Annotated in this window: 15 protein-coding genes; all 15 read left to right on the top strand. The window is 66.0% G+C overall.

The window, feature by feature from the left end:
• Positions 1–23: 23 nt before the first annotated feature.
• Positions 24–737, top strand: a complete 714-nt coding sequence (locus FMP39_RS22030) for a sigma-70 family RNA polymerase sigma factor (RefSeq protein WP_141592252.1) — start codon at positions 24–26, stop codon at positions 735–737.
• Between the two features lie 5 nt (positions 738–742).
• Positions 743–1,030, top strand: a complete 288-nt coding sequence (locus FMP39_RS22025; RefSeq protein WP_141592251.1) for a hypothetical protein — start codon at positions 743–745, stop codon at positions 1,028–1,030.
• Between the two features lie 1,048 nt (positions 1,031–2,078).
• A complete protein-coding gene (locus FMP39_RS22020) occupies positions 2,079–2,555 on the top strand; it encodes a transposase family protein (RefSeq protein WP_141592250.1) in 477 nt (158 codons plus the stop codon).
• Positions 2,548–3,963, top strand: a complete 1,416-nt coding sequence (locus FMP39_RS22015) for a terminase family protein (RefSeq protein ID WP_141592249.1) — start codon at positions 2,548–2,550, stop codon at positions 3,961–3,963. Before FMP39_RS22020 ends, FMP39_RS22015 begins: the two co-directional genes overlap by 8 nt.
• Positions 3,964–3,989: 26 nt before the next feature.
• The gene (locus FMP39_RS22010) at positions 3,990–5,318 is read left to right on the top strand and encodes a phage portal protein (protein ID WP_141592248.1); all 1,329 of its coding nucleotides are present in this window, start codon (positions 3,990–3,992) and stop codon (positions 5,316–5,318) included.
• A gap of 95 nt (positions 5,319–5,413) precedes the next feature.
• Positions 5,414–6,175, top strand: coding sequence for an HK97 family phage prohead protease (locus tag FMP39_RS22005; protein WP_228558212.1), 762 nt, complete (start codon positions 5,414–5,416; stop codon positions 6,173–6,175).
• Positions 6,172–7,260 (top strand): phage major capsid protein, encoded by a 1,089-nt coding sequence (locus FMP39_RS22000; protein WP_141592246.1) that lies wholly within the window; start codon positions 6,172–6,174, stop codon positions 7,258–7,260. Before FMP39_RS22005 ends, FMP39_RS22000 begins: the two co-directional genes overlap by 4 nt.
• A gap of 11 nt (positions 7,261–7,271) precedes the next feature.
• On the top strand, positions 7,272–7,685 hold the full coding sequence (locus tag FMP39_RS21995) for a hypothetical protein (RefSeq protein ID WP_141592245.1): 414 nt from the start codon (positions 7,272–7,274) through the stop codon (positions 7,683–7,685).
• Positions 7,686–7,775: 90 nt separating this feature from the next.
• On the top strand, positions 7,776–8,432 hold the full coding sequence (locus FMP39_RS21990; RefSeq protein ID WP_141592244.1) for a hypothetical protein: 657 nt from the start codon (positions 7,776–7,778) through the stop codon (positions 8,430–8,432).
• A complete protein-coding gene (locus FMP39_RS21985) occupies positions 8,432–8,755 on the top strand; it encodes a hypothetical protein (protein WP_141592243.1) in 324 nt (107 codons plus the stop codon). Before FMP39_RS21990 ends, FMP39_RS21985 begins: the two co-directional genes overlap by 1 nt.
• Positions 8,755–9,174 (top strand): minor capsid protein, encoded by a 420-nt coding sequence (locus FMP39_RS21980; RefSeq protein ID WP_141592242.1) that lies wholly within the window; start codon positions 8,755–8,757, stop codon positions 9,172–9,174. Before FMP39_RS21985 ends, FMP39_RS21980 begins: the two co-directional genes overlap by 1 nt.
• A 36-nt stretch (positions 9,175–9,210) precedes the next feature.
• The gene (locus FMP39_RS21975; RefSeq protein WP_141592241.1) at positions 9,211–9,627 is read left to right on the top strand and encodes a hypothetical protein; all 417 of its coding nucleotides are present in this window, start codon (positions 9,211–9,213) and stop codon (positions 9,625–9,627) included.
• Between the two features lie 50 nt (positions 9,628–9,677).
• Positions 9,678–10,064, top strand: coding sequence for a phage tail tube protein (locus FMP39_RS21970; protein WP_228558211.1), 387 nt, complete (start codon positions 9,678–9,680; stop codon positions 10,062–10,064).
• Complete coding sequence (locus FMP39_RS21965) at positions 10,064–10,726, top strand: hypothetical protein (protein ID WP_141592239.1); 663 nt, start codon at positions 10,064–10,066, stop codon at positions 10,724–10,726. Before FMP39_RS21970 ends, FMP39_RS21965 begins: the two co-directional genes overlap by 1 nt.
• A gap of 32 nt (positions 10,727–10,758) precedes the next feature.
• Positions 10,759–11,112, top strand: a complete 354-nt coding sequence (locus tag FMP39_RS21960) for a phage tail protein (protein ID WP_140793746.1) — start codon at positions 10,759–10,761, stop codon at positions 11,110–11,112.
• The last annotated feature ends 123 nt before the right edge of the window (positions 11,113–11,235 follow it).

Raw genomic sequence — 11,235 nt, 5'->3', positions numbered from 1 at the left:
GGGCGGCCCGGCAACCCGAACTCGTGTCCCGCATCCTGTCGGCCCGCGCGAGCGGCAACGCGGTGCTGGAGCGACGGTTGTCCGCTGATCTGCTCGACTCCGTGAGGCCCCTCATCCGGTGCATCGTCGGGACCCTGCTGCCCATCGCGGGCTCGTTGTCGCCTGATGACCTCGCGCAAGTTGCCGCAATGGCGATGCTTCGCGCGGTGTCGAAGTACGACGCGGCGAGAGGGCGCCAGTCGTTCGGCCAAGTTGCCTACTTCCGGGCTCGGGCTGCTTGCGAGCAGTACGCGCGCTTGCACGGCACCGACGTTCACCTGAGCGACGGCGCGCACAAGCGTCGCACCGTGCGTTCACTCCACAGCAACGAAGGCAACGTCGTCCGCGTCCACCGCATGGACATGCCGTCTCACTTGTCGGACGGTGCTTCGGCCGATGACTCGTGGGTCGACGAGTTGGAATCCGCACTCCGCGAGATGTCGTGCCTGGAGTCGGACGGGGACACGCCCGAGGCGGAGCTGCTGGCGGCTGAGCGTCGAGCCCTCGTGTTCGAGGCCGTGCGGCAGTTGTCTCCCGAGCAGCGAGAACTCGTCTCGCGCGTGTTCGGCCTCAACCGCCCGGCGCAGTCGGTGCGCTCCGTGGCGGAAGCATGGGGCGCGCCGAAGAGTCGCGTCGACCGGATGCTCGCGCGTGCGCTGGCCGAGCTGCGCGAGTTTCTCGCCGATGAGGGACAGTAGCCTTGATGCCATCGTCGCTGGCGAGCACACGATTTGATCGCGCCCTTGAGCAATCTATGGCCTGCGGTGTCTGCCCGTCTGGAAGTCTGGTGCGAGGTGGGGGCAGGCTCCGCAAGAGCACGTTCTATGTGCTTGAGAAAATCCTATACTTCTACAATGTCGAAGGGCTCGTCCAAATGGCCGTCTTTCTTGAGAGCTTCTCTGAAGTCTTCCTTGAGACTGGAAAGGTTGAGGTAGTGCTTCCCCTGGTCGACGAGCTTGGTGTAGTCGGTGTCATTCTCGTCGACAATTGAGACAACTTGAAACCAGTCCCGCATGCCTGCGCGGCTAGACGTTTCGTAGTCGAGGTGGGCTCTAAAGCTGGTCATTGTTTCCCCTAATTAAGAGGTCGGTGTCCTGCGTTTCTGCACTGTTCGGAATTGCTTCAAGATTCTTTCAGTTGCGGCCTTGTCTGCTGCGGGATCCACTTGGGGAACCTTGTTGTTCCCGCATGCCGCGCAGGCACGAAGTACTTCTTCGCGTTCCCAGTGAGGTCCCCAGGTGGAGTCATTCTCGCTGAACTCAACCAAAAAATGCCCTCTACCGCAGGGACATCTTTTTTCCTCCTGTCGTCTGATCGTACCCATGATGGTGGTCGGATTGCAGGCGGCCAGTGCGTGTCACCAGAGCACTCGATTGCAGTTCAGGTGAGCGGCACGAGCTTTATCCTCAATAATCAGTTTGCGCTCCTTGGCAAGGCGGCGGCGGAGATTTGACTCACGCTCGACGAGATACAACTTGGGTGTCGGGCCGAGCAGGTCAGCGTTGTCTGCTGCGGAGCGTGGGGCCCTCTTTTCGATACACGCCGACTGGCCAAAGCGACGAAAGCCGTTGCCCTCAAGCCGGTAGATCCCTGGTGTGCAACCCCGGGCCTCCATCCGCTTTTGCGTACTGCGGAGCTTACGTTTAGCTCGGGAAGGGGTCGTGTTTCGGAGCTTCGCGTACGCGTAGGCCGCTCCCAGGAGGAGAGCGGCTCCCACTACAGGTGCAGGTATCTGGCTCATGTCGAGAGACTCTAATTCGTTGAAATCAAAGAGAATAGGTGGATTTTCACCTTCACAGGAAGTAGGTGTCGCCAAGCGGGCGCCGATGTGGGTCAGCGTGTGCTGATGGCTTTGAGTTTCACTGCGGCTGTAATGGCTTGGAGTAGCCCCCCCGGCTTAGATTTTCTGTCTGCGGTGGAATCCTGGCTTGCTCGGAGTGCCCCCACTTTCGAAAAATTCTGAGAAAAACCGTGGGGCCGATGCGTTTTGTTGAGCGCTCCCCCGAAAAACTTCGCGAAACCGCACGCATTTACCGGGTGTGGCGCGACCAACCAAACTCACTCCTGAGCTTCAACAGCAGATCTGCGAGCACTTGCGCTCGGGCCTCTTCCGTCGAGCGGCAGCGGGCCTCGTAGGCGTCGACGAGCAGACCGTTTCCCGCTGGTTCCACCGGGGTGCGAGCGAGGCGCGCGGGCTCTACCGCGAGTTCTTCGTCGCGGTGAACCGGGCCGAAGCCGAGTTCATGCAGGGGGCGACAGAGACGCTCCAGGCCGCCGCGACGACGAACCCGAAGCACGTCCAGTGGCTCTTGAGCCGCCGCTTCCCGGAGCTGTATGGCCGACGCGACAACGTCGAGGCGAAGAGCCCCGAGGACCAGGCCGCCGACACCGCCGCGCTGCGCGAGCTGCTGATTGACCGGCTGGGGAAGTTCCTCCCGGACGAACTGCCCGCGTCCGCTCCTGCCGAAGCTGCCACGTCCGAGCAGCTCGAGGACAAGGGGGCGAGCGATGCGTAGCCTTCTGTCGAAGGGCGCCTGGGGGAAGTTCGCCGAGGGGCTCGCGCCGCACGAGTCCCCCGCGTCCCGGATGGTGCAAACGGCCGGCTCCCGCGCTCAGCTCGCGAAGCTCTTCGGCGGGCTCGACGACAAGGAAGTCGAGCTGCTCGTTTACGACCTCGACTTCTGGGCGCGTCGCGAGCAGTCGCCCCCGGACAAGTTCTCGACGTGCTTCGTCATGGCCGGGCGCGGCTTCGGGAAGACGTGGTGCGGCGCGCGCTGGGTCATCAAAAAGGCGTGGCAGGCGAAGAGCGTCGGGGCCCTCGTCGGCCCGACGGCGGCGGACGTGCGCGACACCATGATTCGCGGCGCGTCCGGCATCCTCGCCCTGTCGCCCCCGTGGTTTACGCCCAAGTACGAGCCCAGCAAGCGCCGGGTGACGTGGCCCAACGGCGTCTATGCCATCTGCTACTCGGCGGATAAGCCCGACCGGCTGCGCGGCCCGAATGCCGGATGGGGCTGGGGGGACGAACCCGCTTCGTGGAAACACGACATGGCGGCTGTCGATCAGCTCCCGCTCGTGTTGCGCATCGGCTCGCGAGAGGACCCGCCGCAGCTCCTCCTCACCGGGACGCCGCGCCCGCTGAAGAAGATTGAAGAGCTGCTCTTCGCGAACGCGGAGACGCAGGAACTCAAGCCGGGCGTGGTGCTTCGCACGGGCTCTTCGCTGAGCAACTTCGCGAACCTGGCGCCTTCGGCCGTGGCGAACATGCGGGCCCTGGCGAACACACGCTGGGGACAGCAAGAGGTTCTCGGCCGCCTGCTCTTCGACGTGCCTGGGGCAATTTTTGGCTCGGCGAAGTGGGGCCGCGTGGAGGCCGACGCGCACGAGTACGCGCAGCAGCTCGACAGGCGCATCGTCAGCGTGGACCCGAGCCCGACGAGCGAAACCGGCTCGGACGAAACAGGCATCATCGTTCAGGGGTGCAAGTCGAGCGCGCTCTTCAGGGCCGACGGGGTGCCGCTCAAGCGAGTTTCGGTGCTGGCCGACCTGTCGCGCCGGGCGAGTCCCCGCGAGTGGGCGACGACGGCCATCCGCGCCTATCTCGAATGGGGGTGTGACGCGCTCGTCGTCGAGGTGAACACGGGCGGGGAGATGGTGGAAACGCTCATCAGCACCGTTGCCGGTGAGATGGGCGTGAGCGTCAACGTGAAGCCCGTGCGGGCGACGAGCGCGAAGAGCAAGCGCGCTGAGCCGGTGTCCGCCCTGGCCGAAGCGGGCCGCGTCGAGTTCGTCGGGACGTTCCCGAAGCTCGAAGCGCAGCTCAGCAAGTTCACCGGCATCAACGGGCGTCGCGACGACAGGGCCGACGCCTTCTGTTGGGGCGTTCACGACCTTGTCTTCGTCGAACAGTTCTTCGCGGTGTGAGGTTCTCCATGGGGATGCTGGACAGGATGCGTGCCGCGTTTCGCGGGGGCAGCAAGCGCAAGGGAACGGGGCTGGAGCTGAGCCGCTGGGCTTCGGCCCCGCCACGCCGGGAGGTGCCCGCGCTGCTCGCGGCCTACGCCGAGATGCCGTGGCTGGGGACCATCGTCGATACGGTGGGCGATGCCTTCGCGGACGTGACGTGGCGGGCCTTCACGCGGCAGGACCCCACGACGCGGAAGACACTCGTCGACGTGTCGCTGCGGCGGGCCTGTGGCGACGTGCGCCGGGAGCGGTTGAAGTCGCTCGTCGAGACGGGGGACGCGGTGGAGCTGCCCGACCATTCGCTGTTGCGGCTGCTGGCGGACCCGAACGACTACATGACGGGCCGCGACTTCGCGAAGCTCTTCTGCCTTCACTATGACTTGACGGGCGAGTTCTTCGCCGTCGTCGAAGAGCTGGCGGGCGTACCCGTGGGCTTGTGGCCTGTGCCGCCCGATTGCGTCCTCGCGCTGCCGGACTTGAGCAAGCCGAAGTCGGAACGGACGTACACGGTGGCCGCTGGCGGGCGGACATTCCTCCTGCCTGCGGCGAGCGTCATCTACGTGAAGCGCCTGAACCCGGCTGACCCGCTTGGCCGCGGTATCGGCATCGCCTACTCGCTGGGCGACGAAGTCGACACGGACGAGCACGCGGCGCGCTTCACGAAGAACGCCTTCTTCAACAACATGCTCCCGGGCGCCGTCATCGCGATTGAGGGCTTCAACGAGTCTCAGGCCGGGCCCGCGAGGGCCTTCAAAGAGTCGCTCGCGCGGGAGTACGGGGGGCCCGCCAACGCAGGGCGGGTGATGATTACGAGCGGCCGGACGACATTTGCCCGGCTCGATACCCCCTTCCGCGACATGCAGCTCGTCGACCTGCGCCGCTTCCTCATGGACTTCGTGCGGATGGTGTACCGGGTGCCGCCGGAGATTGTGGGCGACGTGACGAGCAGCAACAAGGCGACGAGCTACGCGGCGCGCGAGCACCTTGCCGAACAGGCGACGAAGCCGCGCGCCGAAGTCTTCCTTGCGTCGATGCAGAAGCACCTGGCACCCCGCTTCGAAGACGAAGTGCTTCTCTCCTACGACTCCCCTGTACCTGCCGACCGTGAGCACCGGCTGCGGGTGATGGGGACGCTCCCGAGCGCCTTCACCTTCGACGAGTGGCGGGTCGAAGCGGGCTTCAAGCCTCACCCGGAGCGGCAAGGCTTCGCGGAGCTGCTTCCGGGGCAGAAGCCCAACGAGCCCGGCGAGACGCCGACGCCCGTCGAAGGCAGCTCGGCGGAGGCGCATGCCGAGGCGACGAAGGACGGCTGAGCCACTCGCGGAAGTCGCACGCATTTACCGGGTGCATGACTGGACCCATTACACGCTCCCTGCGGCTGAGCGCCGTTCGAAAGGACGCGGCGACGTTGAGCGCCGTCGAGTCCATTGGCGGACGGCGCGTCTTCAAGTTCAAAGCGAGTGACGGCGACTTCGACCGCTACTCGGACCGGCTGAACGTCAAAGGCTGGCGGGTGGACGGCTACAACGCGAATGGCGTCGTCCTCTACAACCACGACGACGGGGCGAGCGCCGCGATGACGGGCGCTGAGCCTCAGTTGCCGATTGGCAAGGGGCGCGTCTACGTCGAGGGCGACGCCCTGATGGTGGACATCGAATTCGACGACGAAGACGAGTTCGCGAAGAAGGTCGAACGCAAAGTTTCAAAGGGCATCCTGAATGCCGTCTCTGTCCGTTACCTCATGCTCCCTGGCCAGTATCGGCAGAACGAGCGCGGCGGTTACGACTGCGACGCCCAGGAACTGCTCGAAGTCTCCGTCGTGACGATTCCGGGGAACTCGCGGGCCGTGCGCTCGAAGTCCTTGGACGAAGCGCCCGACGACCTCGTTGAACGCATTGCAACGCGCGTTGTCGATCTTCTCGACGCACGGGCCGAAGCGAAGTCGACGGACGAGGAAGACGTCGAGGACGAGCAGAAGAGCGAGCCCGACGAAGAAGACGTCGAGGACGAAGCGAAGTCGACGAACGAGGAAGACGTCGAGGACGAGCAGAAGAGCGAGCCCGACGAGGACGACGAGGACGACGACGAGACGAAGGGTTTCAACGCCGCCGACGCCGCAAAGAGCTTCGTCGAGGCATTCAAGGGCTACATCCGAGGAGTGAAAGAATGACTCGCAAGCAAATCGCACAGATGGTGAAGGCGCTCGGCCCCGAGGTCGCGCGAGAGTTGATGGACGCCGCCGCTCGAAGTGCCCCGGGCCGGGCTGAGCCGGGCAACGCGCCGCGCGGGACTGGCGTCTACGCAAGCGCGGAGAACTTCGGCGGCTTCGCGAAGAGCGTCATCGCGGCCGGACGCCGCACCGGAGCCGTCGAGCTGGTCGACGCCGCGAAGCGCTTCGGCAACGCCGACGTCCAGAAGGCCGTTCAGCTCAGCAAGTTCGATTCGGCCGGTGTGCTGGTGCCCATCCAGCAGAGCGGCGAAGTGATTGAGTTCCTGCGGCCCGACGCGGCGATGCTCAAGCTGGGCGTGCGAACCCAGACGTTCAAGGGCGAGCTGCACATGGGCAAGCAAACCGGAACGTCCGTCTTCAAGTGGGTCGGCGAAGGCGAGACGGTCCCGAAGAGCGCGCCGAAGTACGGGAAGATTGTCCTCAAGGCGCACAAGGGGATGGTGCTGACCGACATCAGCAACGACTTGCTGCGCACCCCGGGCGTGGGTGACGCGGGCGTCGGTGAGGACATCCGGGCGACGGTGGCCGATGGCCTGGACGACGCGGGCTTCAACGGGGACGGTACGGGCGCCGCGCCGAAGGGGCTCTTCGCTCAGCTCGACGCCGCGCACACCTTCGCGTCCACTGGTACGACGGCAGCGGCCTACCTGGCCGACATCGACAAGGCCGTCGAGCTGCCGCTGACGGCGCATGTGCGGATGGGCAACGCGGCGTGGGTGCTTCACCCGACGCGGGCGACAGCGCTGCTTCAGCTCCAGAATTCCGGCGTCTGGGTGTTCCGTCAGGAGATGCTCGATAGGGGCACGATTCGCGGCTTCCCCTTCGTGATGACGACCCGCGTCCCGGTGTCGCGCATCACCTTCTCGGCGGACTGGCGCCAGTTCATCTACGGCATCGACGAGGACTTGATTCTGTCCGAGCACGACGTTCGCGCCGAGTACGACGAGACGACCGTGCGCGCCATCGTGAAGGGCGACTTCAAGGTTCGCCAGCCGAAGGCGTTCAGCTCCATCACCTACACCTGAGAGGCCCCACCATGAACGCCAATTCCACCGACGCGGGCGTGCTCGTCGGCATTCGCCCTGGGACTGTTCCCGCCGCTGTGAGCGCGGGGACGCGCAACAGTGCCGCTGTCGACCGCTTCAGCTTCGACTCGTGCGTGCTGACGGCCTCGACGGGGGCAGCCACGGGCGCCCCGACGGCGCTTTCGCTGGCTGCGAAGCTCCAGGACAGCGTCGACGGCCAGAACGGGTGGACGGACCTGCCCGAAGCCGCCATCGCGCCGCTGACGACGGCTAACGCGGTGGCCCGGGTCAACGTCCGGCTGCCCACGGCGCAGCGTTACCTCCGAGTCGTGGAGACGGTGGCCCTCACGGGGGGCACGTCTCCCACCCTGGGCGCGTCCAGCCTGATTGTCCTGTGCGGGCCGGACGAGATTCCCGCCACCTAGCGCCGCGCCACGACGCATTTCTCGGGCCGGGGCTCCCTTTCCCCTGGGGGCCCCGGCTTCGTCGTTCCTACGCCCTCCTGAGCCCCTTGCATGGCCCGCCCGACTGACCTCTGCCTTGCCGCCACCGTGGCCGCCGACCTGGGCGTGCCCTCCGACTCGCACGTCGAGCGCTGCGTCACTGTCGCCAGCAGTGCAATCGCGAAGCTGTGTGGCCGGGCCTTCGAGCGGGCCACGGTGACGGAGTACCCGGATAGCTACGGTCGCCCCTACGTGCTGCTGAGCCGTCCGCCGGTCATCGAAGTCCTCCAGGTGATGGACGGGGGCGAGCTGCTCGACGCCACCGCCTACACCCTTGCCGGGGACCTTGCGGCGGGGGGGCTTCTCTACCGCCTCGCTGGCCTCTGGCCGGTGACGGCGCGTGTCGGCGGGCTCGTCACCCTGACCGTCGAGATGCGACAGGGGCGCCCCGATGCGCTGGCCGTGACGTACACGGGCGGCTACGTGACGCCGGGGCAAATGGCCCTCGACGCGTCCCAGGGGCCCGTTACCCTGCCCGCAGAAGTCGAAGAGGCCGCCATCCTCGAAGCCTGCGCGCTCTACCGGGGCCGGGGCCGGGATGCGGACGTGTCCAGCGAGAGTCTCGGGGATTGGTCAGTGAGCTACCGGGAGCGGAGCGCGGGCCAGCGCCTTGCGAGCCCCCGCGCCGAGCTGCTTGTCGCCCCTCACGTCCTGTGGAGGGCCAGTTGATGAGCGGGCCCGCGTCTCTCTTCCGCCAGCGAGTGAGCTACGCCGAAGTCACTGGCCGGGACGCCTGGGGGACTCCTCTGCTGGGGCCCATCCATGAAGCTCCCGCGCGCATCCAGCCGAGTCGAAAGCTGATTCGCGACTCCAACGGCGCCGAGTTCGTCGCTTCCTTCGTCGTCTACACCGAAGCACCTGTCACCCTTCGCCACCGGCTTTGGTTCAAGGGCGACGACATCACCGATTTCAACCATGCCCGACGCCCTGCCGCCGTTGACGAGCACGTCGACGGGGCGGGCGTCCTGCGCTACCGGAAGGTCTGGCTCTAATGGCCCGCGACACTGCTGCCGACCTCGCGACGATTCTCGCCGCTGGGAGCCTCGGACTGAGCGCCGGGGCCAACCTGTTTCTCGGCCCGACGCTCGAAGACGACGACGCCACGGTGCCGGACGTTGCGTGCTTCGTGTTGCAAACCGGAGGGGAGCCGCCGCAGAGCTACATCGGCGGGGGCCGTAAGACGTACCGAACTGTCACCTGTCAGGTCCGCGTGCGCTCGGCGCGTGAGAGCTTCCGGGAGGGACAGGCGCTCGCGCTCGCAGCCCTCGACGTGCTCCACCTCGCGAGCGCCGCGCCCTACGTGCTGATTGAGGTGGATGAAGGCAGCCCCAACTACATCGGCACCGACGGGAGCGACCGCCACTGGTGGACCTTCACCGTGGATGCCTCCTTCATCGACCTGGGCGCGTGAGCCACGGCGAGAAAGCGCACGCATTTACCGGGGGCAATGGCACTCAAAGTTGCTCTTGATTTCAGGCTGCTCGACAAGTTGCGGAAGGTGGAGCGGCCCGTACTCGCCGACCTGGCGCCTTTGACTCGCGAACACGCGTCGACGGTGCTTCAGGCGAGCCGCGCCCTGGTGCCTGTGGGTGCTCGGGACACGGACGGCAAGCCGCCGCTGAGCACGTCCGGGTTTGTCGACGGCCCGGAGCTGAACGACGCGAAGGCGAGCGTCAGCGCAACGGCTGGGTATGCCCACGACGCTGCGGGCGCCATTCACGAAGGGTTTCACTGGGGCGAGCAACGCTTCGCCACGCCGGTCCACTTCCTGCGCAAGCCCGCCCGTCGGGGGCGCGCGAAGTTCCGCAAGACGGTTGCCGCCCAGATTCTTGCCACGCTTTCGCGACTCTTTCCGAGTCGGTAGGGAAACTACCAATGGCGACCCCTGTTGCTGCTCACCTCGACAGTGTTTCGGTGCGCTCAGACGCGAATGCCACGCAGGCGGCTGACCGCGTCGACGGCCTGACGGATGCGTCGCTTAGCGAGACGGGCGACTTCGTCGAGACGAATTACCTCGGCGGCTCGGGCTACAAGTCCCGCGTCCAGACGCTGAAGGACACGAGCGCTGACCTGTCGGGACACTTCATGGAAGGCGACGCGCCGCAGTCCGTGCTGCGTGACGCGCGCGATGACGGGAGCACCGCCTACGTGACGTTCATCTTCGACCCCAGCGCATCGGGCGGCTCCAAGGGCAAGCGCATCCCGATGGTCGTCAACAGCTACGACGAGAAGCTGACCCCGGGTGGTGTCGTGGAGTTCACCTGCAAGCTCTTGGGCAACGGCGCCCCGGTGGCCGTCTGATGTCCGCCATCGCTGCGCATGTCGGCTCGCTGTCTATCGCGGGAGAGCCTGCCGAGTTCCTCGAAGCCGAAGCCGTGCCCATGCCCGCGCCCGACTTCACGGGGACCGAGTTTCGAATCGCGGACCCCGAGCTTCGCCGACTCAATCCGGGGGCGCCTGTGTTCGTCGAGGTTTCCCCCAGCGGGGACGCCGACGCCTGGACACCTGTCGACGCCTTTGTCGACCCGCTCTTCGGCGACGTCCACCTCGCCAGCGCTCCCGGCCCGTCGGCCCTCGTGCGCGTCTCGGGCTACGCGTTGCCCGTCCATCCGCTCGCCCTGGTGCGCTCCATCTCCCTCACGGTGACGAACGACGTCGTCGAGCTGCAAGTCATGGGGGACGCCTACAAGCGGCGTTCGGTGTCGCTCCGGGACTTCTCGGGGGAGCTGACGGGGCTGGCCCTCACTGAGCTCGAGGTTGAAGCGCTGGCTGAAGGGACTCCGCTGCTTATCGAAGTTGGCAAGGCATCCGGGGCTCAAGTCTTCCGCGCGTGGGTGAAGGTGCCTGAGCTGTCTCACAAGCTGACGCCCGGGGCCCTGTACGAGCACACCATGAAGTTCCTCGGCTTCGCCTTCCAGTCCGAGGACGGCGCCGCTTTCGCCTGGGGCTACGGCACGCCCTGAGTCACCCACGTTTCACACCCAAAGGAGAGTCCATGTCGAACAAGCACAAGCTGCTTGCGAAGAATCGTCGCGTCCTGAAGTCGGTGGAGGTGGACGGCGTCAAGGTGAACATCATCAAGCCGACGATGGGGGACAGGCTGCGGCTGATTGAGCAGGCCCGCGAAGCTGGAGAGATGACGGAGAAGAACGAGCCGACGGGAGACAGGGCCGGGGCGCGGATGCTGGGGCGCATCGCCGTCTGCGTGCTTCACGACGCGGAGACGGGCCGCCCGATGTTCTCCGTCAACGACATCGACGAGCTGCTCGACGAGTCGTGGCTTGAAGACCTCGCGACGGACCTGACGGACGTCTTCAACGTCAGCGAAGAGAAGATGCGGGGAAAATAGACAGCGACCCCGAAGCGAGCCTGCTCTACGGGGTTGCCTCTCTCCTGAAACTGCCGCCCGACGCTGTCCGTGCAATGCCTTACGAGGATGTCGTCGGGCTCGTCGCCTATGCGCGAAGAGAGG

Origin of the sequence: Myxococcus sp. AB056, from assembly GCF_006547365.1 — a bacterium.
In the GTDB taxonomy this organism is placed as follows: domain Bacteria; phylum Myxococcota; class Myxococcia; order Myxococcales; family Myxococcaceae; genus Myxococcus; species Myxococcus virescens.
The sequence above is the reverse complement of the archived record's forward strand: the minus strand, read 5'-3'. Positions and strand labels throughout refer to the sequence as shown.

What these genes read in the sequence shown, in the direction of transcription:
- FMP39_RS22025 (WP_141592251.1), top strand. Translation starts at nt 743, where the DNA reads ATGCCATCGTCGCTGGCGAGCACACGATTTGATCGCGCCCTTGAGCAA.
- FMP39_RS22015 (WP_141592249.1), top strand. Translation starts at nt 2,548, where the DNA reads ATGCGTAGCCTTCTGTCGAAGGGCGCCTGGGGGAAGTTCGCCGAGGGG.
- FMP39_RS22010 (WP_141592248.1), top strand. Translation starts at nt 3,990, where the DNA reads ATGCGTGCCGCGTTTCGCGGGGGCAGCAAGCGCAAGGGAACGGGGCTG.
- FMP39_RS22000 (WP_141592246.1), top strand. Translation starts at nt 6,172, where the DNA reads ATGACTCGCAAGCAAATCGCACAGATGGTGAAGGCGCTCGGCCCCGAG.
- FMP39_RS21995 (WP_141592245.1), top strand. Translation starts at nt 7,272, where the DNA reads ATGAACGCCAATTCCACCGACGCGGGCGTGCTCGTCGGCATTCGCCCT.
- FMP39_RS21990 (WP_141592244.1), top strand. Translation starts at nt 7,776, where the DNA reads ATGGCCCGCCCGACTGACCTCTGCCTTGCCGCCACCGTGGCCGCCGAC.
- FMP39_RS21985 (WP_141592243.1), top strand. Translation starts at nt 8,432, where the DNA reads ATGAGCGGGCCCGCGTCTCTCTTCCGCCAGCGAGTGAGCTACGCCGAA.
- FMP39_RS21980 (WP_141592242.1), top strand. Translation starts at nt 8,755, where the DNA reads ATGGCCCGCGACACTGCTGCCGACCTCGCGACGATTCTCGCCGCTGGG.
- FMP39_RS21975 (WP_141592241.1), top strand. Translation starts at nt 9,211, where the DNA reads ATGGCACTCAAAGTTGCTCTTGATTTCAGGCTGCTCGACAAGTTGCGG.
- FMP39_RS21965 (WP_141592239.1), top strand. Translation starts at nt 10,064, where the DNA reads ATGTCCGCCATCGCTGCGCATGTCGGCTCGCTGTCTATCGCGGGAGAG.
- FMP39_RS21960 (WP_140793746.1), top strand. Translation starts at nt 10,759, where the DNA reads ATGTCGAACAAGCACAAGCTGCTTGCGAAGAATCGTCGCGTCCTGAAG.